Source organism: Streptomyces antioxidans (assembly GCF_000968685.2).
GTDB lineage: Bacteria > Actinomycetota > Actinomycetes > Streptomycetales > Streptomycetaceae > Streptomyces > Streptomyces antioxidans.
On sequence record NZ_LAKD02000004.1, the window covers coordinates 160,149 to 184,136 of the forward strand.

The window sequence follows — 23,988 nt, forward strand, 5'->3', positions numbered from 1 at the left end:
CGGCTCCATTATCGAACATCGTTCGAACGGCCACAAGGGAACGGGGTGCGGTGTGCGCTCGCGGTGCACGGGAGGGACACGAGCTGCCACGGTCCGCCGGACGACCTCAGCTCCGCATGGCCTGAGCCTCCTTCGCGGACGTCTCCAGCCGGTTCCAGTAATCCCGGTACCACGCCTGGTCGCCGCCATCCATGTTGGTGTTGTCCGCCCGCAGGCCGACCTTGCCGTCGATCAGCTCGCGGACGATGTCGACGTGGCCCGCGTGGCGGTTCGTCTCGGCCGTCATGTGCAGCATGATCCGCTGAAGCGTCACGTCTCCGCCGTCGCCCCACCAGGGGACGTGGCCCATCGCGTCGAGCGGCAGCGCCGCGATCGTCGCGTCCGCGTGCGTCCGGGCGCGGTGGTAGAGGCCGAGAACATCCTCGCGTGACTCATCGGTGGTGGCCCACATGTCCGAGTTGGGCTCGGCGTCCTCCTCGTCCCAGGGGAGGGATTCGTTGTGCGGGCGGCCGAAGGTCGGGCCGAAGTATCCGAGCTCAACGCTGGCGAGGTGCTTGACCAGGCCGAGAAGGTTGGTGCCTGTCGGCGTCAGGGGGCGGCGGATGTCGTACTCGGACAGTCCATCCACCTTCCAGATGATGGCTTCGCGGGCCGCATTGAGATAACGGTGCAGGTCGTCCTTGGGATCATTGGGCTTCATGGGGCTGAGTCTCGCATCACCCGCCGACAGTCGTCGCGTGAGTTTGCCAGCCGCCGTCGACCCGGGGTGCTCCAGGACCGCGCGCAGGGTGTTCCGCAGTGACTTGATCTTCTCGTGGCCGGGCGCGACACCGTAGCGCACCAGCCCGTACGGACAGGGCAGCCGGTCCAGCACATCCACCGACACCTCGGGGACGGCCTGCTGCTGGACGAGCGCCCAGCGGTCCAGGTCGGGGAGGTAGCACAGGGCGCCCTTGCCGGTGTAGACGACGTCGAACCGCTGCCCGCCGATGGCCAGCACATCGCGGCCGGCCACCTCGCCGGGGTCGTCCCACTCCCACGGGACGAACCAGCGTGACGGGTCGCACTCACCGTCGATCCCGTAGAGCCGGCTGGCGAGGTGGACCGGTATCCGGGCGTCCCAGTTCGACCGGTTCGCCGGGGCGATGTCCTAACCGGCCCGCACTTCGGTGTTCTGGCCCGCGTGCAGCAGCCACCTCCCATCATCCTGCTTGGTCATGACGTAGAGCGGAGCGCCTTCTGAGTCGCCTTCTGCCGAGTGGTAGACCTGGCGGACCTTGACGGCCGCCACGTCGGGCCGCAGGAACTGCGTGTGCACCGCTTCGTAGGTGACCTCACCGTCCCAGTTCGCGTTGGGCAGTACGGTGCGGGTGAAGTCGGCGATCGCCTCGAGGCCGATGAGGACCTTGCCGTGGGCGGTCGTCCAGACGGCATCGGGGCGGAACAGCGCGAGGAAACCTTCTGCGTCCTTGGCGCGCTGGGTGCGCTCGACGGCGGCAACGACCTGTTCGATGGCTTTGATGTCCGCGGTTTCGGTATTCATGTGGATCACTCTGGAACTTAAAGCAGGGTTGAAGTCAAGGCCCAAAGCCCTGTGGCTCAAGAAGGAGTCCCCACGATGCGTCTCCGCGCGACCAGTTCCAACGTGGCCCAGACCGCGATGGACTCCACGGCCAGCAGTGCGACGAGGACGAACAGTTGGACCGCCCCGGCCTCGACGGGTGAGGATCCGCCGAGCAGCATGCCGACATAGGCGCCGGGGAGCGTGACCAGTCCGACCGTGCGGGTCTGGTCGAGACCGGGAATCAGCGCGTCGGAGGCCGCGGGGCGGGCGATCTCCAGGCGGGCGTCGCGGTCCGGGAAACCCAGGGCCAGGGCTGCCTCCACCTCACCCCTGCGGGCGGTGAGCTCATCGAGGGAGCGTCGTCCGGCGAGGACCGTCGCCGTGAGCGCACCGCCGGTGAGGATGCCCGCCACCGGAATCAGGGCGATGCCTTTCGGCGGCAGCAATCCGGTCAGCAGCAGCGCGGCGAGAACGGGAAGCACACCACACGCGATCGGTACCGCCGCCCAACGCCAGCTGGGGTGTGGGGTGATGCGGTGGCCCGCGGTCCACGCCGCTACGGACAGCATCAGGACGACGAAGCCGAACGTCAGCGGCAGGAATCGCACGACGACGCCGACGGCAAGGGAGACCACAGCGAGTTGCAGCGCGGCGCGTGCCCCGGCGATGGCGATCTCCCTGCCATAGCGCCGGGCGCCGCGGGCATCGCCGAAGTTCGCCCGGGTGGCTATGGCGACCGCGGAGACGAGGAGTACCGCCATGACGACGCCGAGGGTCGCGTTGACGGGCAGTAGCATCAGCGCCGCCTCTCAGTGACGGCACGGGTCAGGGCACGGACGGTGTTCCCCCAGTCGGCCACCAGACCAATGTCGCACTGATCGAAGACCTGTGCGTCGGGATCGTGGTTGGCCGGTTCATCCGCGACGTCCACGGTGCGGTGTGGTGACTTCTCGTCGGCCGTGGCGCTACAGCCCCGTACGGCGGGCCGTCGCCCACACAAGCAGCGCGGCGAGGCTGAATGACGCGCCGAGAACGGTCACGGCCGGCCAGCCCGCCGTCGCATAGGCCAGGGAGGAGCCGAGGGCGCCGAGGCCGCTGCCCGCCGAGTAGAAGACCATGTAGCCGCCGATGATCCTGCTGCCCGCGTCGGGCCGCACGGCGTGGATCAACGTCTGGTTGGTTACGTGGACGGCCTGCACGGCGAAGTCCAGCAGGACGGCGCCGATCGCCAGTGCCCACAGCGATTGCCCGGTCAGGGCGATCGGGAGCCAGGAGAGCGTCAGCAGGGCGAGGCCGACACCGGTCGTGCGCGCGGCGAGCCCCCGGTCGTTCCAGCGCCCGGCCACTCCTGCGGCGATGGCCCCGGCCGCCCCGGCGAGCCCGAACGCCCCGATCGCGGTGTGCGACAGCGACCACGGCGGACCGCTCAGGGGCTGCGCCACGCCGCTCCACAGCGTGCTGAAGGCCGCGAACACCAGCAGGGCGAGCGCACCCCGGATCCGCAGCAGCGGATGGCGGACGAACAGGGCGACGGTCGAGGCCACCAGCCGCCCGTACGACACCTCGCGCATCCGGGCGGACGGCGCGCCCGGCGGCAGCACACACCGTAGCGACGCGGCGAGGACGGCGGTGGCGCCCGCGGACCCCAGGTAGACCGCCCGCCAGCCGGCGAGGTCGGCCAGGACTCCGGCGGCGGCGCGGGCCAGCAGGATCCCGGTGACGATACCGGCGGTGACCGTCCCCACCGCACGGCCCCGCCGGGCGGGCGGGGTCGCCGCGGCAGCCGCCGCGACCATCGTCTGGGCGACAACGGCGAGCAGCCCCACCACGGCAAGCGCACCGAGCAGCACCGCCACATCCGGCGCCAGCCCGGCCACCAGCAGTGCCAGGGCCAGCAGCCCCAGCTGCCCGGTGACCAGCCGTCGGCGGTCAAGCAGGTCACCGAGCGGCACCAGCGTCAACAGGCCCACCGCATAACCGACTTGGGTCACGGCCACGATCACGCCGAGCAACCCCGAGCCGAGCGCGAACCGCTCGCCGAGAGTCACCAGCAGCGGCTGGGCGAAGTAGACCGTGGCGACGGAACTGCCGCAGGCGAGGGCGAGCAGGGGCACCAGCCCGGCGGGCGGCGATGCGTCCGGCCCGGACACCGACACGGACGCCGACACGGACGCCGCCGTGGCGGGCGCCTGGCCGCCGCCGGTTCCGCCGCCCCCGCCGACCGCACCGGAGCGCTCGACCGCCATACCGACACACCTCCCACTCGGTTGCATCTTGCTACCGGCGCGCCACGGTAGCCGGACGGGGTAGCATGTTGCAACCAACCCTGGAGGGGTCCGGGGAACCGGAGGACAAGGAGCACGGATGGTCGTCCGCACCCGTTTCGACACCGACCCCTGTCCCGTCGCCCGGACGGTGAACGCCATCGGGGACTGGTGGTCGCTGCTGATCGTGCGGGACGCCTTCGACGGCAGCCGCCGCTTCGGCGAGTTCCACCGCAGCCTCGGCATCGCCAAGAACATCCTGGCCGCACGGCTGCGCGCGCTGGAGCAGGCCGGAGTGCTGCGCGGCGAACCCGCCCCAGACGGCGGGTCCCACCGCGAATACCTCCTCACCGACAAGGGCCGCGCCCTGTTCCCCGTGATCGTCGCCCTGCGCCAGTGGGGCGAGGACCAGTGCTTCTCCCCCGGCGAGAACCACTCCCGCCTCCTGGACCGCCGCACCGGCCGCCCCTTGCGCCCCGTGCGGATCCAGGCGGCGGACGGGCAGCCGGTGGAACCGCAGGACACCGTCGTGGAGAAGGTGCCACAGGCGGAATAACAGAGCCGTTGCCGCATCCGAGTCCCGCGCACACACCGTCGGCCATACGATGCGGTCACACGACCCCGCCTCTCCGCCACGGTGGCCTTCATGGACAACCCGTACTCGCCCATCCCGGAGCTCAATCTCCTCCGGAAGTTCGACGACCGGTTCGGGACGCACAGCTACGCGGACGGCTTCGAACTGCTCGACTACGACGACAAGAACGAACTCAAGGGCTGGCTGGACGACCCCAAGAACCCCAGCCACGCCGAGTTCTTCGAGCAGCTGATCCCCTTCGCCCACGCCACCTGCAGCGGCTCGAGCTACGCGCTGTGGCGACTCGATGACCGGGCGGACCTCGCCGACCTGCCCGTCGTGTTCCTCGGCTACGAAGGCGACGTCTGGATCCACGCGCGCAACCTACGGGAGCTCCTCCGGCTGCTCCCCGTCGCACGCGACGTCGCCTACGAGGACGAGGACCTCGACGAGCTCTTCCCCGCGCGCCAGCAGTACCTGACGTGGCTGGAGCGGAACTTCGGTCTGACCGCGCCCGGCCAGGACGAGGAAGTGGCCATCGGCAAGGCGGCCATGTGTGCGTTCGGCCCGCCGTTCGCCACGTGGCTGGCACAGTTCACCGACCAAGGCGTGGTCGATGACCTCGTCAGGCTCCTCGACTGAGACTCCGACCCGCTGATGCGGCCCCGACCCCGCTGACCAGCACCAGACCCGGACGACGCCACCGCGGACCCCCTCGTTACCGTTGACGAACGCGGTCCACCGCACCGTCGGCAGCGATCACCAAGGGGGCGCCGTACCACGTGGAGACGGAGACGATGACCGAGGCACGTGGCTACTGCACCCTCTGCAAGTCACGCTGCGGCGCGATCTACACCATCGAATCCGGGGCGATGGTCGGTGTGCGTCCGGACCCGGACCACCCCACGGGTACCGCGCTGTGCCCGAAGGGCCGGGCGGCGCCCGAGCTCGTGCACAGCCCGGCCCGGCTGATCCGGCCGCTGCGCCGCACCACGCCGCGAACCGACCCCGATCCGGGGTGGAAGGAGATCAGCTGGGAAGAGGCGATGGCGGAAATCACCGACCGGCTGGCGGAGTTCCGGGACACCACCGGACCGGAGTCCGTCGCCTTTTCGGTGACCTCACCCAGCGGTACCCCGATGAGCGACGCCATCGACTGGGTGGAGCGGTTCATCCACCTCTACGGCAGTCCCAACATCTGCTACGCGACCGAGATCTGCAACTGGCACAAGGACTTCGCGCACGCCTTCACCTTCGGCAGCGCGCAACCGACACCGGACTTCGCCAACACCGATCTCACGGTGCTGTGGGGACACAACCCGGCCAAGACCTGGCTGGCCCGGTCGGCTGCCCTGGCCGAGGCACGGGCGCGGGGCACCCGCCTGGCCGTCATCGACCCGCGCCGCTCGGCGGGTGCGACGCAGGCCGACCACTGGCTGCGAGTACGGCCCGGCACCGACGGCGCCCTGGCACTCGGACTGGCCGACCTGGTTCTCCGCCGCCACGGCGGCGACCAGGAGTTCCTGCGTGCCTGGACCAACGGACCGCTGCTGGTGCGTGAGGACGACGGCCACTTCCTGCGGGCGGACGAGCTGACCCCCGGCGGTGTCGGCCACGTGGTGTGGGACGAGCACGGCCGTGGGCCCCAGCCCTACGACACCGCCCGGGCCGCCGCCGCCCCGCGGCGATTCGCTCTGCGCGGCACCTACCGGGTCCGCACTCGCACCGGCACGATCACCTGCCGGCCGGCGTTCCAGCGCTATCTCGACGCCGTGGCGGCCTGGCCGCTCCAGCGCACGGCGTCGGTGACGGGGGTGGAGCCCGACACGCTCATCGCGTTCGCCGACGACCTGGCGGGCGCACGCTCGGTCAGCTACGCAACCTGGACCGGCGTCGGCCAGCACGCCGACGCGACACAGACCGAACGCGCCATCGCCACCCTGTACGCGCTCACCGGGTGCTACGACGCACCCGGTGGGAACGTCGTCCTGCCGCAGCAATCACTCACCAAGATGGCCCTGCCGCCGGCGCCCGAGCAGGTGGCGAAGGCACTGGGCCTCGATGAGCACCCCCTCGGCCCCCCGGCATCCGGCTGGGTCACCGCACGGGCCCTGTGCAGGTCGATCATCGACGGGGATCCGTACCGGGTGCGGGCCCTGGTCTCCTTCGGCGGGAACCTGCTGCTGTCCCAGCCCGATCCGGTGCGCACGGCCGAGGCCCTGCGGCGGCTCGAATTCGGCGTACACATCGACCTGTTCGAGAACCCCACAGCGCGGTTCGCCGACATCCTCCTGCCCGCCAACACTCCCTGGGAGCGAGAAGGGCTGCGGGCGGGCTTCGAGGTCTCGCACCGTGCCCAACAGCGCGTACAGCTACGGCCCCGCATGCTCGACCCGCTCGGCGAGTCCCGCTCCGACCTCGACATCGTCTTCGACCTCGCCAACCGCCTGGGGCTCGGAGATGACTTCTTCGGCGGTGACATCCAGGCGGCGTGGAACCACCAGCTCGAGCCGATCGGCCTCACCGTGGACGAGCTCCGCGCGGCCCCCGGCGGCATGGACGTGCCGCTGACGATGCGGTACCGCAAGTACGCCGAGACCACGCCCGACGGGCAGGTCACCGGATTCGCCACGCCAACCCGGCGGGTGGAGCTGTACTCACAGCGGCTGCTCGACCACGGCTACTCCCCGCTGCCCGAATCCGCCGGACCACCCACCGAGCCCGACTTGCCACTCACCCTGAGCTGCGCCAAGAACGGCTACTTCTGCCACAGCCAGCATCGCGGGCTGTCGTCACTGCGCAAGCGCTCCCCCGAACCCCTCGTCGACATCGGCGAACGGGCCGCCGCGGACCGGGACATCACCGAGGGTGACCTGGTGGAGATCACGACGCGCAACGCCGCCGTGCGGATGCGTGCCCGGATCGACCCCGGCCTGCACCCCGATACGGTGGTCGCCGAGTACGGGTGGTGGCAGAGCGCTCCCGACCTCGCACTACCCGGATCGGACCCGCTGGCCGACGGCGAACGCAACTACAACCTGCTCATCGACGACACCTCGCACGACCCGATCAGCGGCTCGGTACCGCTGCGCTCCACACCCTGTGACGTCCGCCGGATACCGACCGAAACATGGTCCGGGCAGCGCGAGTTCGTCGTGGAGTCGGCCGACGACGTGACCGAAGACATCCGGGAGCTGCTGCTCCGCCCGGTCGGCGGCGGCCCGCTGCCGGAGTTCCGGCCCGGCCAGCACATCACCCTCGCCGAGTCCGGCGCCCCTGGCACCACCCGGGCGTACTCGCTGACCGGCGCGGCGCGGAGCGACGGGCTCGGAACGTATCGGCTCGCGGTCCGGCGGATCGACGGCGGCACGTTCTCCCCGACCGTGCACCGCGACTTCACCGCCGGAACCCGGGTGTTGATGACCGCGCCGTCCGGCCTGTTCGCGATCCCGGTCGACCACGACCAACCGGTGGTGCTGCTCGCGGCCGGTGTCGGTATCACCCCCTTCCTCAGCTACCTCGAGACACTGGCGTCCGCCGGAGGCTCGGTCCCCGAAGTGGTCCTGCACTACGGCAACCGCAACCGCAGGACCCACCCCTTCGCGGACCGGTTGCGGAAGCTCGACAGGGCCGTCCCGCGGCTGACCGTGATCGACCACTACAGCCGCCCGGATACCGGGGACGTGATCGGCGTGCACTACTCGGCCTTCGGCCGAGTCGCCGCCGAGCACATCGACGAGGAGCTGATCCGCCGACGCGCCCGCTTCTACCTCTGCGGTCCCCAGGCGATGATCGACGCCGTGACCGCCGGGCTGACGGCTCGCGGAGTCCCGAAGTTCGACATCTTCGCCGAGCGATTCCAGCCCGCTGTGCGAAACGTCGACATCCCGGCGGATGCCAGCGCGACCGTACGCTTCGTCCGCTCGGACCGCGAACTGACCTGGACCCGGGCAGACGGTACGCTGCTCGAACTCGGCGAGAAGGCGGGCCTGACGATGCCGAGTGGATGCCGCCTGGGCCAGTGCGAGAGCTGCGCCGTCACCGTCCTGAACGGTGAGGTCGCCCACCTGGTGGCCCCGCCCGACGACCTGCCCGGCGATCACGTCCTGACCTGCCAGGCGACGCCGGTCACGGACATCGTGCTCGACGTCTAGGAGTACTCGGCCAAGAGGTCCGTCACCCGGCCAGCTCGGCATCGTGCCTCCCTGCGTTTGTGAGGATGCTGTGGGTGACGGGGCGTAGGGCTTCCCGCTTCCCAAGCCCCTCTCTACCCTCCGGTGTCCATGGCAATGGACAACGCCCAGCAGCCCCAGGGGCACGACGATCACAGCCGCAGACGCTTCCTGACGGCGACGGGAGGCGCCGTCGCCGGAGTCGTCGGCGGGGGAACGTTCGGTGCGTTGGTAACCGGCAGCAGCACGGCCGCGGCCGCCCCCGGCAAGCGCGTCGCCGTCCTCGGCGGCGGTGTCTCCGGCCTCAGCGCCGCCCACGAACTCGCCGAACGCGGCTACGAGGTCACGGTCTACGAGTACTACGACGCCCTCGGCGGCAAGGCCCGCTCCATGGACGTCCCCGGGACCGGAACGGGCGGCCGCAAGCCGCTCCCCGGCGAGCACGGCTTCCGCTTCTTCCCCGGCTTCTACCGGAATCTGCCGGACACCATGCGCCGTATCCCCTTCCCCGGCAACGCGAACGGCGTCCACGGCAACCTCCGCAGCGGTACGGAGGCGTTGTTCGCACACGCCTCGGGCCGCCCGGACCTGCACTTCCCACTCCGCCGGGCCACCACGCCGCCCGCCCCAGGTGACCTCACCCCGTCCTGGATCCGCGACCAGATCCTGTCGGTACTGGACCTCGCCACTCACCTGCCCGCCAACGAGGCCGTCTACTTCGCCGACCGCCTCCTGGTCCACCTCACCAGCTGCGACGCCCGCCGCGAGGGCCAGTGGGAGAAGGTGGCATGGTGGGACTTCATCCGGGCCGGCGAGATGAGCCGCGAGTACCAGGTGCTCCTCGGCATCGGCCAGACCCGCAACCTCGTCGCCACCCGCGCCGAGATCGCCTCCACCCGCACCGTCGGCCGCGTCATCATCGAGGCCCTGCTCCTGTGGGGCCTGCTCGGCCGCGGGATGGACGGCGACGCCGACATCGACCGGGTGCTGAACGCCCCGACCAGCGAGGCGTGGATCGACCCCTGGGAGAGGTATCTGCGCTCCCTGGGCGTCGAGTTCGTGCTCGGCACCGAGGTCCGGGAGGTGGTGTACGACGGCGGCCGGGTGACCGGCGTACGGGTGGCCGCGCGCGACGGCGGCCGGCAGCGCACCATCACCGCCGACCACTACGTCTCCGCCCTCCCGGTCGAACACGCGCGCATGACCTGGGGCCCGGCCCTGCGCGCCGCCGACCCGCAGCTCGGGCGGTGCGATGCGCTGAAGACGGACTGGATGACCGGCGTGATGTTCTACCTGCGCACGCCCACCCCCGTTGTGCACGGCCACATCAACTGCCTCGACTCCCCCTGGGCGGTCACCGGAATCGGCCAGACGCAGTTCTGGGACGTACGGGACTTCTCGCGCGACTACGGAGACGGGCAGGCCAACGAGTGCCTGTCCGCGATCATCTCCGAGTGGGACAAGCCCGGCGTCCTGTACGGCAGGACGGCCCGTGAGTGCACCAAAGACGAGATCGTCGCCGAACTGTGGGCCCAGCTGAAGGACGGGCTGAACGACTCCGGCAAGACGACGCTCCGGGACGAGGACCGTCTGGGATGGTTCATGGACCCGGCGGTGACGGGCCTCGGCGGCCCCGATCCGCAGAACCGCGAACAGCTCCTCATCCATCCCACCGGCACCCTCTACCACCGCCCGTCGGCGAGGACGGCGGTGCCGAACCTCTTCCTCGCGGGCGACTACGTCCGTACGGACGTGGACCTGGCGACCATGGAGGGCGCCAACGAATCCGCGCGCCGCGCCGTCAACGCGCTCCTGGACGCGGAGGATTCGGACGCCGAGCGGTGTCACATCTGGGAGTTGTTCCGGCCGCCGGAGATGGAGCCCCTCAAGCGGGTCGATGAGGTGCGCTACCGGCTGGGGCTCCCCAACACCTTCGACCTGGGGTAGCAACCGACACCGAGCATTGGGCCCGGGGCGGCACCGCGCTCGGCGGGCTACCAGCCCCGCAGCAGCCGGTGCATCGCCTCCGCGGACTCGGCCATGGCGGCCAGCGAGCAGGATTCGTCGGTGACATGGGCCTGGTCCGGATCGCCCGGTCCGTACACCACCACCGCCGGATCGCCGAGGCGGCCGGTCAGCACCGAGGCGTCGGTGAAGTAGGTCGCGTACTCGGCCGGGCGGGCCGAGGAGCCGGGGGCCAGGAGCTCCCGGGCGGTGGCGGCGGCCGACGGGTCGGTGGCGACGCCGGGCAGGTCAAGCAGCGGTTCGAGGGCGATGCCGTCGCCGCACAGCCGGGCGATCTCCGCGATGGCCTCGTCCCGTCCGAAGCCGGGAACGGTGCGCACGTCCAGCCGCATCTCTGCGCGGTCAGGCACCAGGTTGGGCTGCTCGCCCGCGTGGAAGGTGCCGATGTTGACCGTGGCCGGGCCGTGGGTCGGGCTCACCGGCCAGTCTTCGTGCCCGTGGATCCTGGTCGCCGCGGCGGCGAGTGCGGCGATCGCGTTGCGGCCGAGCTCCGGGCGGGAGCCGTGCGCGGAGACCCCACGGGCCGTCGCGGCGAGCCACAGCACGCCCTTGTGGCCGAGTACGGTCCGGTTGCCGGTCGGCTCGGCCACGATGAGCAGGTCGGTGGGGGTGAGCGACGCCGCGTCGATCTCCTCGGCCCCGTGGCAGCCGGTCTCCTCGCCGAAGGTGAAGACCAGCTGTACGGCGGTGTCCCGCGGGCTTTCCCTGGCGGCCCGGACCGCCGCCTCGACCTGGCAGGCCACGCCCGCTTTCATATCGCTGCTGCCGCGGCCGAGCAGCCGGCCGTCGCGCAGCTCCCCGCCCATCGGATCGAACGACCAGTCCGACGGGTCGGCGGGCACGGTGTCCAGGTGTCCGGTGAAGGTGACCGGCACCCGTGGTGCCGCGGGCCCGAACCGGGCGATGACATTGGCCCGGCCGGGCACCGGCTCCTCGACCCGGACGTCGAACCCGGCGCCGTCCAGCCGGTCCGCCACCAGTGCGGCGGCCGGGGCCTCCCGGCCGCCCCGGGTGTCGGTCCGCACCAGCCGCCGGGCGAGGTCCGTCGCACCGCGCCAGGTGTCGGCGTCATCCATCGGGGTCCTCCTGGGGTCGCGCGTCATCCGTCGGGGCCTCCTGGGGTCGTGGTGAGTCGCCGTCATATGGGGTCCGGGGCGCTTGCGCGGCCCGAGTGCTGTCGCGCACCACCAGGGTGGGCACGAGGGAGATACGGGCGTGCGGACCGCGTTCGGCGTCCTTGGCCAGGCTCGCCGCGGCCAGCAGCCGTACCGCCTCCGCGGCGATCCGGTCGCGGGGCTGATGGACCGTGGTCAGGGCGGGTTCGGCGAGCCGGGAGAACTCGATGTCGTCGTAGCCGGTCACCTGCACCTGCCGGGGCACCGCGAAACCGCGGGCCCGGCAGGCGCGGGTGGCCCCGAGCGCGATCAGGTCATCGGCGCAGACGAGCGCGTCCGGCAGGGCGTCCTCCGCGATCAGCCGGGCCACGGCGGTCTCGCCCCACTCCACGCTGTAGTCCCCGAGCAGCACCTGGTCGGGCTTCACCTCGATGTTCAGCTCCTCGGCGCGCCGCCGGAACCCGGCGAACCGCTGCTCCGTGGAGGAGTGGGTCATCAGCGAGCCGATGAACGCCGCCGACCGCGCCCCGCCGTCGTGGAGGTGGTCCATGACCTGCCGCATCGCGGCCACGTCATCGACGCCCACCCAGTCGGTGGTGGTGCCGTCGACGAACCGGTCGAGCTGGACGAGCGGCAGCCGGTCCGCGGTCTGCTGCACGGCCGGTCGGCTGTCGACGCCGTGGCTCGGGCTGACGATGATGCCGTCGACGTTGCGCGCGGCGAGCGAGGCCAGCCGACGCGCCTCGATCCGCGGGTCGGAGCGCGCGTCGCACAGGAACAGCTCCTTGCCCTCCTTGCCCAGGGCGTGTTCCACGCTCTCCACCAGGGAGGTGAAGAACGGGTTGGTGATGCTGGGCACGACCATCCCCACGGTGTCGGTGCGGCTGTTGCGCAGTGCCCTGGCGATGACATTGACCTGGTAGCCCAGGTCGTCGGCGGCGCGGCGGACCTTGCGCTCGACCGCGGCCGAGACCTGGCCCCGGCGGGAGAGCACCCGCGACACGGTTGCGGTGGAGACACCGGCCCGCTCGGCTACCTGAGCGATCGTGACCCGTTGCAATCGATTACCTTCCTGCCGGGAAACATGGCGGTCACATGGCGATCACATGGCTCCAACACCGATGTGACCTCATGCGTTGGATCAGCATAGAGCCTTGACACGGCAGCTGACCCCTGCCTACCGTCCTCCGCAACTCAGCTGTAATCGATTGCATTGAGGTGGCGCGATGACGACATCCGGGAGCACGAGCGGCCTCGGGGTGTTCCCGTCCAGGCCGAACGCGGTCAAGGAGCTGTTCGGCACCCCGAAGGTCGTCATCGGCGTGGTGCACCTGCCGCCGCTGCCCGGGAGTCCGCATTACGAGGGCGCCCCGCTGGACGAGATCTGCGCCTTCGCGGCCGAGGAGGCGCGGGCCTATCTGGAGGGCGGCTGCCACGGGCTGATCGTGGAGAACCACTGGGACATCCCGTTCCTCAAACCGGGCGAACACGGTTATGAGACATCGGCGGCGATGGCCGTGGTGACCGACCGGGTGCGGCACGCCGTGCTGGCGGGGGCCGGTGGCAGGCTCGGGGTCAGCGTGCTGTCCAACGCCGCCGAGTGCGCCATCGCATCCGCCTGGTCCGGCGGCGGCGGCTTCGTACGGGTCAACCAGTGGGCCAATGCCTATGTCGCCAACGAAGGCATCATCGAGGGCCAGTCGGCGCACGCCAGCCGCTATCGCAGCCGGATCGGTGCCGGTCCGGTCAAGGTCTTCGCCGATGTGCACGTCAAGCACGGTTCGCACGCCATCGTCGCCGACCGCACACTGGCCGAACAGACCGAGGACGCCGAGTTCTTCGGCGCCGATGTGCTGATCGCCACCGGCTCCCGGACCGGGGACGCCGCCTCGCTGGAGGAGGTCGAGGGCATCTCCGCCCACACCACCCTGCCGGTGGTGATCGGCTCCGGTATCACCGCGGGCAACATCGGCGGCCTGCTGCCCGCCTGCGACGGGGTGATCGTCGCGTCCTCGGTGAAGGACAACGGCCGCTGGTGGGGCCGGGTCGACCGGGCGAAGGTCCGCGAGCTGACCACCGCGGCGGCCAAGGCCGGAGTGGAGCTCCCGTGATCGTCTTCTGCGGGTACGCCAACATCGACCTGACCGTCGGTGTGCCGGTGCTGCCCGCGCCCGGTGACCGCGTGCAGGCGACCGCCATCCGCCACGGCCACGGCGGGATGGCCGCCAACGCCTCGGCGGCCGCGGCCCGGACGGGCGCCGACGCGTGGTTCGCCGGTGTGGTCGGACCGGAGCCGCGGAGCACGGCGTTCCTCGCCGCGCTCGCCGCCGACGGGGTCCGCACCGACTGGACCGCCCGCACCGGCACCCTCACCACCGCCGTCGTACTGCTCACCCCGGACGGCGAACGCGCCGTCATCAGCCAGGACGACGAGTTGGACGCCCGGCACATCACCCGTACGGTACGGGCCGCGTGCGAGGCCGGGGCGGACTGGCTCTACCTCGACGGCTACCGCTTCCCCGGGGCCGCCGCCGCGCTGGCCGAGGCCGCCGCGGACGCCCCGCCCGGGGTGCCGGGACCGGGCCTGGTGGTGGACCTCGACGGCTGCGACCGGGCGGAGGCACTGCGCGCCGCGCTGTCCGCGGCCGATCACGCCGTCGTCGGCCGGCCGCTGGCCGTCGCGCTGCTGGGCGGGGAGGCCGCCCTGGCCCGGGCCGCCGCCGAGCACGACGTCCATCTGGTCGTGACCGACGGTGCGCGGGGCTGGACCCTGCTGACCCCGGCCGGTGAACGCCACGACGGCAGGGCGATCGAGGTGGACACGGTCGACGCCACCGGCGCCGGGGACTGCTTCACCGGTGCGTACTGCGCCGAACTCGACCGGGGCCGGTCCGCGCTGGAGGCGGCGCGCTTCGCCGCCGTCGCCGCGGGACTGTCCTGTACCCGGCCCGGCGCCCGTGACGGGCTGCCCGACCGGCGGGCCATCGACTCCTGGCTCGCGGCCCATCCCACGTCCGGGGCCCCGGAGGCCGAAGCCACGGAGACCGAAACCCGGGGTCCCGGAACTCCGGATCCCGCAACCCCACAGCCCGGAGCCCTCGAGCCGACCCGCCCCCAGGAGGACAAGGAGAGCAGATGCGCCAGAAAGTGACCGCCGTGGTCGCGCTGGGCCTGCTGCTGACGACCGTCGGCTGCGACACCCAGGCCCGCCGTGAGATCGCGGCCGAGAAGAAGGCCTCCGAGCAGGGCCCGCCGCCGCCCGCGGAGGTCGCCCGCTCCTGTACCGTCCGCGGCCACGCTCCGAAGATCGGCATCGTGCCCATCAACCTCCAGGCGCTGTTCTTCAACCAGATCAACTCCGGCGCCCGGACCGTGGCCCGCAAGGCCGGGGTGAAGACCCAGATCGTCAACGGCAACGACGACTCCGCCACCCAGTCCAACGCGATCGACGACCTGGTGGCCAACCACTACGACGCCATCATCGTGGACGCCGTCGACACCGAGGGCATCAAGCCCGCCATCCGCCGGGCCAAGGCGGCGGGCGTGCCGGTCGTGGCCGTGGACGCCACCGTCGACGACCCCGCGGTCTCCACCCAGGTCGGCGTCGGCAACGCGGAAGGCGGCCGGCGGATCGGCGAGGCCCTGCTGAAGACGGCCGGGAACCGCGGTGGGATCGGCGTCGTCGGCGCGCTCAACAGCACCATCCAGAACGAGCGGCAGAAGGGGTTCGCCGATGCCGTCACCGCCAAGGGCATGAAGATCCAGAACGTGGTCGACGGCCGCAACATCCAGGAGAACGCCCAGACCGCCGCCGAGAACCTGCTCACCCGCGACCCCGGTCTGAAGTACGCCTACGCCACCGGCGAACCCGCCCTGATCGGCCTGGCCGCCGCCGTGGTCAGCCAACACCGCACCAAGGACCTCAAGGTCGTCGGATGGGACCTGTCCAGCCAGGCCGTCGACGGGCTGCGGGCCGGCTGGATCACCGGTGTGCTGCAGCAGAACACCTTCCGGTTCGGCTACGAGGCCATGAACTCCGCGATCGACCTGGCCTGCGGCCGCACCACCCGCCGGCAGGTACCCGTTCCCACCCAGCTGGTGACCCCGGACAACGTCAAGGACTACCTCTACTACCTGGAGAAGTGATGGGCGAGAGCGCTCTGGTCTCCCTGCGAGGAATCACCAAATCGTTCGGCGCCGTCCGCTCGCTGCGCGGCGTCGACCTGACCCTGGCCCCGGGTGAGGTGCTCGGCCTGGTCGGCGACAACGGCGCCGGGAAGTCGACCCTGATGAAGGTCCTGGCCGGTGCGGTCCAGCACGACAGCGGGCAGATCTCCATCGACGGCCGCGACGTCCGCTTCACCAGCCCCGCCGACGCCCGCCGCGAGCGGGTCGGCATCGTCTATCAAGACCTGGCGCTGTGCGACACCCTCGATGTGGCCAGCAATCTGTTCCTCGGCCGTGAGCCGCGCAGAGGCCCCTTCATCGACCGCGCGACGATGCACACCCAAGCGGCCGAAACCCTCTCCGAACTGCACGTCCGGGTGAAGTCCACCTACCAGGAGATCGGCGAGTTGTCCGGAGGGCAGCGGCAGGCCGTGGCGATCGCCCGTGCGGTGTCCTTCCGCCCGCGCGTGCTGATCCTGGACGAACCCACCGCCGCCCTCGCCGTCGCCGAGGTCCGGCAGGTGCTGAAGATGATCCGCGATGTCGCCGCCCAGGGCGTCGGCGTCATCCTGATCACCCACCGGCTGCAGGACCTGTTCGAGGTCTGCGACCGGATCACCGTGATGTACGAGGGGCGCAGCGTCGAGGACGCCCCGATCTCCGATCTCGACATCGAACGGCTCGTCGCCATGATCACCCGATCCGGCGCCACGAACGACGGGTCCGGCACCCCCGGCACGCCCGGCTCCGAGGAGGTGGCCTGATATGAGCGCCGACACCGCGATGCGCACCACCACCGCCGTACTGGGCCGGCCCCCGAGCCGCTGGCAGCGTGCCAACAAGGCCACCCTGGCCATGCTCGGCGTGGGCGCCGCGCTCTTCCTCGGCTTCGGTATCGCCGCCCCCAACTTCCTGACCTTCACCAACCTGTCCAATCTGGCCACCCAGGTGGCGATCACCCTGATCGTGGCCGTCGCCATGACCTTCGTGATCAGCACCGGGCAGATCGACCTGTCCGTGGGATCGATCCTCGCGTTCACCGCCACCTGTACCGCCGAGATGCTGCAGGCCGGCTGGGACTCCTCCGTGGTGATCGTGGTGGCGCTGCTCGCCGGGCTCTTCTGGGGTGCCGTCAACGGGTGGCTGTCGGCCTATCAGAGGATCCCCCCGTTCATCGTCACCCTCGCCACCATGTCGGTCGTCCGCGGTCTGGCACAGCTGTGGACCAAGGGGTTCTCCGTCCCCATCGACGCCCGGCTCTTCGTCGCCAAGCTCGGCGACGCCTCCTTCCTCGGGCTGTCGGCACTGGCCTGGATCGCCCTGGCCACGGTCGCCGTCGGAGCGGTGCTGCTGTCGAAGCTGCCGTTCGGCTCCTACGTCAACGGCATCGGGTCCCAGGAGGAGTCGGTACGGCGAGCGGGGGTGAACACCGCCAGGATCAAGATGATCACCCTGATGCTGACCGGTGTGGCCGCCGGTATCGCCGGGCTGCTCACCGCGGCCAGGCTGGGCTCCGGCTCCGCCAACTCCGGACAGGGCTTCGAACTCACCGTGATCGCCGCGGTGGTGCTCGGCGGCACCAATCTGTTCGGCGGCCGGGGCACCGTGCTCGGCACCGTCATCGGCGCCCTGATCACCGGGGTCATCGCCAACGGCCTCAATCTGCTGGGCGTGAGCCCGTTCCTCACCCCCATCGTCACCGGTCTTGTGCTGCTCGCCGCGATCTGGCTCAATCTGCGGGGCCGGGCGATGGCCGATCTGTTCGCCCATCTGACGGGCCGCTCATGAGCGGCCCCTCCTCCCGCACCGTGACCACGGTGACCGGGCCCGTGCCCAGCGGCGGGCTCGGCCTCACCCTCACCCATGAGCATCTGCGCAACGACGTCCGTAAGGCCGTCACCGCCCCGGCCGACCCCCGGCTCAGTCCATTGCGGGACGCCCGTACCACGCCCGAACTGGCCTGGCTGCTGCGCGAGCAGCCGTACGCCTGCCTGGACCACTGTGTGCTCGACGACACCGAAGGGATGCTGGCCGATCTGCGCGCGTTCGCCGCCGCCGGGGGCGGCACGATCGTCGACGTCACCCCGGGCGGTCTGGGACGCGACCCGGCGGCGCTGCGCGCGTTCTCCGAAGACAGCGGCATACGTGTGGTCATGGGCAGCGGCTGGTACCTGGAGCCGTACCATCCCCGGCCGCTGTCCCCCGCGGACGAGCGCCCGCTCGCGGCAGCGCTGCTGGCCGAGTTCACCGAGGGCGCCGAAGGCACCGGGATCCGGCCGGGCGTCATCGGCGAGATCGGGGTCTCGCCGCGGTTCACCGAGGGTGAGCACACCGCTTTGCGCGCCGCCGCGCGCAGCCAGCGCGAGACCGGTGTGCCGCTCTATGTCCATCTGCCCGGCTGGCAGCGCCGCGCCCATGAGGTCCTCGACCTGGTGCTGGGAGAGTACGGGGTGGCACCGGCCGCCGTGGTGCTGTGCCATATGGACCCCTCGCACGCCGACCCTGACTATCAGCGGTCGGTGGCCGACCGCGGCGTCTGGCTGGAGTTCGACATGATCGGCATGCCGTTCCGCTACCCCGGCGAGGGGCAGTCCCCGGCCCCCCATGAGACCGCGCACGCGATCGCCGGGCTCATCGCCCGCGGACACGGCGACCGGCTGTTGCTCAGCCACGACGTGTTCCTCAAGAGCATGCTCACCGCGTACGGCGGCAACGGTTTCCGCTATGTGCCGGAGCTGTTCCTCTCCCGGCTCGTCGAGCACGGCGTGCCCCGGGGGACCGCCGAGGGCCTGCTGCACACGAATCCGGCCCGGCTGTTCGAGCGCGCCGCCGCGAGCTGACGACGTCCCACCGTTTCCACCACTTCCCGTTCGAAGGAGCACCCCGTGAGCCGCGTCCTGATAGCCGGTGAGAGCTGGATCTCCCAGTCCACACACATCAAGGGGGTCGATTCGTTCACCACCAGTACCTATGTGACCGGAGTCGAGCCGCTGCGCCAGGCGCTGGAGGGCCGCGGGCACGAGGTCACCCACCTGCCCGCGCATCTCGTACCCGGGCAGTTCCCCGGCGATGCCGACGCGCTCGCCGCCTACGACGTCGTCATCCTCTCCGACATCGGGGCGAACTCCCTCCAGCTCTCCCCCGAGGTGTTCGAGCGCGGCACGCCGGGGGCGGACCGGATCGGCGCACTGCGCGGATGGGTCGGCGACGGCGGCGGGCTGCTGATGGTCGGCGGCTATCTCTCCTTCACCGGCTTCGAGGGCAAGGCCGCCTACCGCAACACCGCGCTGCACGAGGTGCTGCCGGTCGAGCTGCTGCCCGAGGACGACCGCGTCGAACTCCCCGCGGGCGGCCGTCCGTCGGCCGTCGGTACCGGCCATCCCGCCCTCGGCGGGGTGACCGGCACATGGCCGCCGCTGCTCGGCTACAACCGCGTCCGGCCACGTGCGGGCGCCGAGGTCCTGGCCACGCTGGGCGGCGACCCCCTGGTGGCGGTGGCCGCATACGGCGCGGGACGGTCGGCGGTCTTCACCTCCGACTGCTCCCCGCACTGGGCGCCCGCGGCGTTCTGCGAGCAGTGGGACGGCTATGCCCGGGTCTTCGGCGGCCTCGTCGAATGGCTCTCCCGGTGAGCCGGTCGAAGCGGCTCCTGGAGGACGCCGACCCGGTCATGCAACGGGCGCTGGGCATGCGCTTCGTCACCGAGGTCACGGCAGGCACGATCAGCGACCCCGACTACGCCGACTACCTGGAGATCGAGGCCGCGTTCGTGGAGACGGCCACCCGGCTGCACGGACTGGCCGTATGGGACGCCCCCGGCCGGACGGCGCTGGAGCGCAACGCCCGTGCGGTGCACGCGCTGACCACCACCCAGGCGGACTACTTCCGCGAGGCCCGCGCCGCCTGGCCGGTCCCCGCCCGCCCGGACGCCGCCCGGCGGGCCGAGGTGCTGTCGCGGTACGCGCTCGGCGTGGCGCGGGAAGGAGGTTACCCGGCGGTGATGACCCTGCTGTTCGCCGCGGAGAGCCTGTACCTCACCTGGTGCACCCGGGCGCACGAGCGCGGCCACGTCCCCGAGGGCGCGATCAGCGCCTGGGTGGCGCTCCACGCCGACCCGGCGTTCCGGGACGGGGTACGGGCTCTCGCGGCGGAGGTCGACGCCCTGCCGGAGGACATCCCCCAGGAGCGGCTGGCCCGCTGGTTCACGGGCATGCTGGAGGCGGAAATCTCGTTCCACGAGGCGGTGTTCGGAGGGGAGGCGGGGTGACGTCGCTCATGCGCCGGTGGCCAGTTCCTCGAACTCCGTGATGTTGTCGAGTTCGGTTCCCATGGACACATTGGTGACGCGTTCGAGGATGACCTCGACGACCACCGGCACCCGGTGCTCGGCCATGAGCTTCTTGGCCTCTTCGAGGGCGGGCGCGATGCGGTCGGGCTCCCGGACCCGGATGGCCTTGCAACCGAGCCCTTCGGCGACCTTGACGTGGTCGACGCCGTAGCCGCCCACCTCGGGGGCGTTGACGTTGTCGAAGGACAGTTGCACGCAGTAGTCCATGTCGAAGCCGCGCTGCGCCTGGCGGATCAGACCGAGGTAGGCGTTGTTGACCACGACATGGAGGTAGGGGATCTGGAACTGGGCGCCGACGGCGAGTTCCTCGAGCATGAACTGGAAGTCGTAGTCGCCGGAGAGGGCGACGACGGTGGCGTCCGGATCGGCGGTCGCGACACCCAGGGCGGCGGGCACGGTCCAGCCCAGGGGTCCGGCCTGTCCGGCGTTGATCCAGTGCCGGGGGCGGTAGACATGGAGCATCTGCGCGGCCTGGATCTGGGAGAGGCCGATGGTGGAGACGTAGCGCGTGTCGCGCCCGAAGGCCTGGTTCATCTCCTCGTAGACCCGCTGCGGTTTGACCGGCACCTGGTCGAAGTGGGTTCTGCGGAGCAGGGTGGCCTTGCGCCGCCGGCAGCTGTCGGCCCAGCCGCCGCGATCCTCGATGGCTCCGGCGGCCCGCAGTTCCCTCGCTGCCTCGACGAAGAGCCCCAGCGCGGCCTTGGCGTCGGAGACGATGCCGTAGTCGGGGGCGAAGATCCGGCCGATCTGGGTGGGTTCGATGTCGACGTGGACGAAGGTACGGCCCCGGGTGTAGGTGTCCAGGCCGCCGGTGTGGCGGTTCGCCCAGCGGTTGCCGATGCCGAGGACGAAGTCGGACTCCAGCAGGGTGGCATTGCCGTAGCGGTGGGAGGTCTGCAGCCCGACCATGCCCGCCATGAGCGGGTGGTCGTCGGGGATGGCGCCCCAGCCCATCAGCGTGGGCACCACCGGCACCCCGGTCAGCTGGGCGAACTCCACCAGCGACTCGCTCGCGTCGGCGTTGATGACGCCGCCGCCGGCGACGATCAGTGGCCGTTGGGCGGCCTGGAGCAGGGCCATGGCCCTGTCGATCTGCGCCCGGGTGGCGACCGGCCGGTGGACGGGAAGCGGCTCGTAGGTCTCCGCGTCGAACTCGATCTCCGCCATCTGGACGTCGATCGGCAGGTCGATCAGCACCGGGCCGGGCCGCCCCGAACGCATGAGGTGGAACGCCTGCTGGAACGCGCCGGGCACTTGCGCGGGCTCCAGCACGGTCATCGCCATCTTCGTCAGCGGCCCGGCGATGGAGGCGATGTCGACGGCCTGGAAGTCCTCCTTGTGCAGCTTGGCCACCGGCGCCTGGCCGGTGACGCACAGGATCGGGATCGAGTCCGCCGAGGCCGAGTACAGACCGGTGATCATGTCGGTGCCCGCGGGGCCGCTGGTGCCCACGCAGACCCCGATGCTCCCGGCCCTGGCGCGGGTGTAGCCCTCTGCCATGTGGGAGGCCCCCTCGACATGCCGGGCGAGGACATGCGTCAGGCCGCCGTGGGTGCGCATCGCCGAGTAGAAGGGGTTGATCGCCGCCCCGGGCAGGCCGAAGACATGGGTGGTTCCCTCACGCTTGAGGATCTCCACCGCCGCCTGGGCCGCGGTCATTCGGGCCATGAGGATGCTCCTGTCGATGAGTGCATCGGGAGGTGTGGGTTCAGTCGGTGGCGCGGCCCGCCAGCCGCTCGACACCGCGCAGCAGGGCGGAGTGGTCGAGCCCGCCGTCGCCCCCGGCGCGGGCCGAGGCGACCAGTTGGGCGACGAGGCCGCCAACCGGCAGAGGCGCCCCGACGGCCCGCGCCGCGTCGGTGACGATGCCCATGTCCTTGTGGTGCAGGTCGATGCGGAAGCCGGGCCGGAAGTCGCGGTCGAGCACCGCCCGGCGCTTGCGTGCCAGGACGGTGGACCCGGCCAGCCCTCCGCCCAGGACCTCGAGTGCCGCTTCCAGGTCCACTCCGGCGTTCTCCAGGAAGACCACGGCCTCGGCCAGGGCCTGCAGATGGACGGCCACCATCAGCTGGTTGGCGGCCTTCACGGTCTGCCCTGCCCCGTGCGGGCCGACGTGCACGATGGTGGTGCCCAGTGCCTCGAACACCGGCCTGGCATCGGCGAAGTCGGCCGGGTCGCCGCCGACCATGATGGACAGCGCCCCCTCGATGGCGCCCGCCTCGCCGCCGGACACCGGGGCGTCGAGCGTGCGCAGCCCCTTGTCCCGCGCGGCGGCGTCCACCTCCAGCGAGGTCCGCGGGGTGATGCTGCTCATGTCGATCAGCAAGGTGCCGGGCCCGGCGTGTGCCAGGACGCCGTCCTCACCGAGGACGACCTCCTTCACCTGCGGGTCGGCCGGGACCATGGTGATCACGACCTCGGCTTCGCGCACCGCCTCGGCGATGCTGTCGGCGCCCCGGCCACCGGCCGCGGCGAGGGTGTCCACGGCCGCGCGGCTGCGGTTGTAGCCGGTGACGGTGTGTCCAGCCTTCACCAGGTTGGCGGCCATCGGGCCGCCCATGATGCCCAGGCCGATGAAGGCGATCTTCCGGGAAGTGGCGCTCATCGTGGGTTCCTTCGTGTCGGCAACGGGTCAGGTGCGGGGGTGGCGGTCGCTGCCGCGCCGCTCGCGCGGGAGCCAGTCGAAGCTGTCCGCGCTCGGGCCCCCGGGCTTGTACTCCAGGCCCACCCAGCCGTCGTAGCCCACGGCCTGGAGACGCGACAGCAGCCCGTCGAGGTCCAGGCGCCCCGTGCCGGGCGCGCCCCGCCCGGGTGCGTCGGCGAGCTGGACATGGCCGATGCGGTCGGCGTGGGTGGCGATCGCCCCGGCCACGTCGTCCCCGTTGACGGAGAGGTGGTAGAGGTCGGCCAGGAGACGGAGGTTGCGGCTGCCGGACTCGGCCGCCACCCGGTCGATGACGGCGATCGCGTCCGCCGCGGTGAGCAGTGGGTACGCCGGGGCGCCGCTGACCGGCTCCAGCAGGATCGTGCCGCCGATGCGCTCGGCGGCCTTGGCCGCCAGCGCCAGGTTCTCCACCGCCAGGTCGTCCTGCTCCCCCGGGGCGGCGCCGTCGACCCGGTTGCCGTACAGCGCGTTGAACGAACGGCACCCCAGTCGCTGGCCGATCGCCACGGTGGCGTCGATGTTGTCGCGGAACTCCGCGGCCCTGCCCGGCCAGGACACCAGGCCGCGGTCGCCGCCGGGCATGTCCCCGGCGAAGAAGTTCAGCCCGGTCAGGCGGACACCGGCGGTACGCACCGCGCGCACGAAGGCGTCGGCCTCGGCGTCCGTCGGCACGGCCGTCGCGTAGGGCCACCAGAACTCGACCGCGTCGAACCCCGCGGCCTTGGCGGCGGCCGGACGCTCGAGCAGCGGCAGTTCGGTGAAGAGGATGGACAGATTGACCGTGTGGGGAAGTCGGTTCTTCATCGGTTCTCCCGGCCGAGGCGAAATTCTGCCATACGGATATTATTTTCTGCAATGCGGAAGAACAACCCCTCGCCCACCACTCTCCGGGGCCGGGCGGGGCAGGCGCGGGCGCAGTCGGCGCGGCGAAGCATGGCCACCCTTGACAGGCCCCCTTGAGGACCTATACATCTGTCGATCGAAAATTGAATTCCGCATGGCGAAAAATGTTTCGATCCCGTTTCGCCTGGTCCCGAGGCCTTGACCAGCGCCCTTGGCCAGCGGTAGGCGTCCCGCCGAAGCGCCGCCTCCCC

21 protein-coding genes are annotated in these 23,988 nt (G+C 71.2%); 12 read left to right on the forward strand and 9 right to left on the reverse strand.

Annotated features, from left to right (window positions below; all coding sequences use genetic code 11):
* Positions 1 to 106: 106 nt before the first annotated feature.
* The 4 genes from VT50_RS03170 to VT50_RS03185 form a co-directional block, all read right to left on the reverse strand.
* The gene (locus VT50_RS03170) at positions 107 to 700 is read right to left on the reverse strand and encodes a DinB family protein (protein ID WP_046089881.1); all 594 of its coding nucleotides are present in this window, start codon (positions 698 to 700) and stop codon (positions 107 to 109) included.
* Between the two features lie 450 nt (positions 701 to 1,150).
* Positions 1,151 to 1,543, reverse strand: coding sequence for an SgcJ/EcaC family oxidoreductase (locus VT50_RS03175; RefSeq protein ID WP_078840962.1), 393 nt, complete (start codon positions 1,541 to 1,543; stop codon positions 1,151 to 1,153).
* 56 nt (positions 1,544 to 1,599) lie between these two features.
* On the reverse strand, positions 1,600 to 2,361 hold the full coding sequence (locus VT50_RS03180; protein WP_046089812.1) for an ABC transporter permease: 762 nt from the start codon (positions 2,359 to 2,361) through the stop codon (positions 1,600 to 1,602).
* Positions 2,362 to 2,529: 168 nt separating this feature from the next.
* Positions 2,530 to 3,810: an MFS transporter gene (locus VT50_RS03185; protein WP_078840963.1), complete on the reverse strand. Its 1,281-nt coding sequence runs from the start codon at positions 3,808 to 3,810 to the stop codon at positions 2,530 to 2,532.
* A gap of 118 nt (positions 3,811 to 3,928) precedes the next feature.
* On the opposite strand from VT50_RS03185, the gene VT50_RS03190 reads away from it, so the two are divergent.
* The 4 genes from VT50_RS03190 (at position 3,929) to VT50_RS03205 (ending at position 10,521) form a co-directional block, all read left to right on the forward strand.
* The gene (locus VT50_RS03190; RefSeq protein ID WP_046089813.1) at positions 3,929 to 4,384 is read left to right on the forward strand and encodes a winged helix-turn-helix transcriptional regulator; all 456 of its coding nucleotides are present in this window, start codon (positions 3,929 to 3,931) and stop codon (positions 4,382 to 4,384) included.
* A gap of 90 nt (positions 4,385 to 4,474) precedes the next feature.
* Positions 4,475 to 5,044: a hypothetical protein gene (locus VT50_RS03195; protein ID WP_046089814.1), complete on the forward strand. Its 570-nt coding sequence runs from the start codon at positions 4,475 to 4,477 to the stop codon at positions 5,042 to 5,044.
* Between the two features lie 155 nt (positions 5,045 to 5,199).
* Positions 5,200 to 8,556 carry a molybdopterin-dependent oxidoreductase gene (locus VT50_RS03200; protein WP_078840964.1) on the forward strand — a complete coding sequence of 1,119 codons (3,357 nt, stop codon included), beginning with the start codon at positions 5,200 to 5,202 and terminating at the stop codon, positions 8,554 to 8,556.
* A 129-nt stretch (positions 8,557 to 8,685) separates the two neighbouring features.
* Positions 8,686 to 10,521 (forward strand): hydroxysqualene dehydroxylase, encoded by a 1,836-nt coding sequence (locus tag VT50_RS03205; protein WP_046089816.1) that lies wholly within the window; start codon positions 8,686 to 8,688, stop codon positions 10,519 to 10,521.
* Positions 10,522 to 10,568: 47 nt separating this feature from the next.
* Here VT50_RS03205 and VT50_RS03210 read toward each other — a convergent pair whose 3' ends face one another.
* Positions 10,569 to 11,675, reverse strand: coding sequence for a M20 family metallopeptidase (locus tag VT50_RS03210; RefSeq protein WP_046089817.1), 1,107 nt, complete (start codon positions 11,673 to 11,675; stop codon positions 10,569 to 10,571).
* Entirely contained in the window at positions 11,668 to 12,774 is a 1,107-nt protein-coding gene (locus VT50_RS03215; RefSeq protein WP_063893277.1) for a LacI family DNA-binding transcriptional regulator, read from the reverse strand. Before VT50_RS03215 ends, VT50_RS03210 begins: the two co-directional genes overlap by 8 nt.
* Positions 12,775 to 12,940: 166 nt before the next feature.
* Here VT50_RS03215 and VT50_RS03220 point away from each other — a divergent pair, with 166 nt between their 5' ends.
* Genes VT50_RS03220 through VT50_RS03255 form a run of 8 tightly spaced genes read left to right on the forward strand, consistent with a single transcriptional unit; the run spans position 12,941 to position 20,148 of the window.
* On the forward strand, positions 12,941 to 13,825 hold the full coding sequence (locus tag VT50_RS03220; RefSeq protein WP_046089818.1) for a BtpA family protein: 885 nt from the start codon (positions 12,941 to 12,943) through the stop codon (positions 13,823 to 13,825).
* Positions 13,822 to 14,865, forward strand: coding sequence for a carbohydrate kinase family protein (locus VT50_RS03225; RefSeq protein WP_063893278.1), 1,044 nt, complete (start codon positions 13,822 to 13,824; stop codon positions 14,863 to 14,865). Before VT50_RS03220 ends, VT50_RS03225 begins: the two co-directional genes overlap by 4 nt.
* On the forward strand, positions 14,850 to 15,860 hold the full coding sequence (locus VT50_RS03230; RefSeq protein WP_046089819.1) for a substrate-binding domain-containing protein: 1,011 nt from the start codon (positions 14,850 to 14,852) through the stop codon (positions 15,858 to 15,860). The genes VT50_RS03225 and VT50_RS03230 overlap by 16 nt, the downstream gene beginning before the upstream one ends.
* Entirely contained in the window at positions 15,860 to 16,645 is a 786-nt protein-coding gene (locus tag VT50_RS03235) for an ATP-binding cassette domain-containing protein (RefSeq protein WP_046089820.1), read from the forward strand. The genes VT50_RS03230 and VT50_RS03235 overlap by 1 nt, the downstream gene beginning before the upstream one ends.
* 1 nt (position 16,646) lies before the next feature.
* On the forward strand, positions 16,647 to 17,669 hold the full coding sequence (locus VT50_RS03240) for an ABC transporter permease (protein ID WP_053048803.1): 1,023 nt from the start codon (positions 16,647 to 16,649) through the stop codon (positions 17,667 to 17,669).
* Positions 17,666 to 18,721: a phosphotriesterase family protein gene (locus VT50_RS03245; protein ID WP_046089821.1), complete on the forward strand. Its 1,056-nt coding sequence runs from the start codon at positions 17,666 to 17,668 to the stop codon at positions 18,719 to 18,721. The genes VT50_RS03240 and VT50_RS03245 overlap by 4 nt, the downstream gene beginning before the upstream one ends.
* Positions 18,722 to 18,766: 45 nt before the next feature.
* Entirely contained in the window at positions 18,767 to 19,513 is a 747-nt protein-coding gene (locus VT50_RS03250) for a glutamine amidotransferase (RefSeq protein WP_046089822.1), read from the forward strand.
* A complete protein-coding gene (locus VT50_RS03255) occupies positions 19,510 to 20,148 on the forward strand; it encodes a TenA family protein (RefSeq protein ID WP_046089823.1) in 639 nt (212 codons plus the stop codon). Before VT50_RS03250 ends, VT50_RS03255 begins: the two co-directional genes overlap by 4 nt.
* A gap of 6 nt (positions 20,149 to 20,154) precedes the next feature.
* Here the strand turns inward: VT50_RS03255 and gcl are convergent, their stop codons facing one another.
* The 3 genes from gcl to VT50_RS03270 are packed head-to-tail and all read right to left on the reverse strand — an operon-like array spanning position 20,155 to position 23,698.
* Positions 20,155 to 21,897: a glyoxylate carboligase gene (gene gcl, locus VT50_RS03260; protein ID WP_046089824.1), complete on the reverse strand. Its 1,743-nt coding sequence runs from the start codon at positions 21,895 to 21,897 to the stop codon at positions 20,155 to 20,157.
* A gap of 40 nt (positions 21,898 to 21,937) precedes the next feature.
* A complete protein-coding gene (locus tag VT50_RS03265) occupies positions 21,938 to 22,834 on the reverse strand; it encodes a 2-hydroxy-3-oxopropionate reductase (RefSeq protein WP_046089825.1) in 897 nt (298 codons plus the stop codon).
* 27 nt (positions 22,835 to 22,861) lie between these two features.
* Positions 22,862 to 23,698 (reverse strand): hydroxypyruvate isomerase family protein, encoded by an 837-nt coding sequence (locus VT50_RS03270; protein WP_046089826.1) that lies wholly within the window; start codon positions 23,696 to 23,698, stop codon positions 22,862 to 22,864.
* Positions 23,699 to 23,988 lie beyond the last annotated feature (290 nt).

Bases quoted from the DNA above. Each gene is read 5' to 3' on its own strand.
- VT50_RS03170 (WP_046089881.1), bottom strand. From the start codon at position 700: ATGAAGCCCAATGATCCCAAGGACGACCTGCACCGTTATCTCAATGCG.
- VT50_RS03230 (WP_046089819.1), top strand. From the start codon at position 14,850: ATGCGCCAGAAAGTGACCGCCGTGGTCGCGCTGGGCCTGCTGCTGACG.
- VT50_RS03185 (WP_078840963.1), bottom strand. From the start codon at position 3,810: ATGGCGGTCGAGCGCTCCGGTGCGGTCGGCGGGGGCGGCGGAACCGGC.
- VT50_RS03270 (WP_046089826.1), bottom strand. From the start codon at position 23,698: ATGAAGAACCGACTTCCCCACACGGTCAATCTGTCCATCCTCTTCACC.
- VT50_RS03245 (WP_046089821.1), top strand. From the start codon at position 17,666: ATGAGCGGCCCCTCCTCCCGCACCGTGACCACGGTGACCGGGCCCGTG.
- VT50_RS03200 (WP_078840964.1), top strand. From the start codon at position 5,200: ATGACCGAGGCACGTGGCTACTGCACCCTCTGCAAGTCACGCTGCGGC.
- VT50_RS03190 (WP_046089813.1), top strand. From the start codon at position 3,929: ATGGTCGTCCGCACCCGTTTCGACACCGACCCCTGTCCCGTCGCCCGG.
- VT50_RS03220 (WP_046089818.1), top strand. From the start codon at position 12,941: ATGACGACATCCGGGAGCACGAGCGGCCTCGGGGTGTTCCCGTCCAGG.
- VT50_RS03240 (WP_053048803.1), top strand. From the start codon at position 16,647: ATGAGCGCCGACACCGCGATGCGCACCACCACCGCCGTACTGGGCCGG.
- VT50_RS03180 (WP_046089812.1), bottom strand. From the start codon at position 2,361: ATGCTACTGCCCGTCAACGCGACCCTCGGCGTCGTCATGGCGGTACTC.
- VT50_RS03195 (WP_046089814.1), top strand. From the start codon at position 4,475: ATGGACAACCCGTACTCGCCCATCCCGGAGCTCAATCTCCTCCGGAAG.
- VT50_RS03265 (WP_046089825.1), bottom strand. From the start codon at position 22,834: ATGAGCGCCACTTCCCGGAAGATCGCCTTCATCGGCCTGGGCATCATG.
- VT50_RS03175 (WP_078840962.1), bottom strand. From the start codon at position 1,543: ATGAATACCGAAACCGCGGACATCAAAGCCATCGAACAGGTCGTTGCC.
- gcl (WP_046089824.1), bottom strand. From the start codon at position 21,897: ATGGCCCGAATGACCGCGGCCCAGGCGGCGGTGGAGATCCTCAAGCGT.
- VT50_RS03205 (WP_046089816.1), top strand. From the start codon at position 8,686: ATGGCAATGGACAACGCCCAGCAGCCCCAGGGGCACGACGATCACAGC.
- VT50_RS03210 (WP_046089817.1), bottom strand. From the start codon at position 11,675: ATGGATGACGCCGACACCTGGCGCGGTGCGACGGACCTCGCCCGGCGG.
- VT50_RS03235 (WP_046089820.1), top strand. From the start codon at position 15,860: ATGGGCGAGAGCGCTCTGGTCTCCCTGCGAGGAATCACCAAATCGTTC.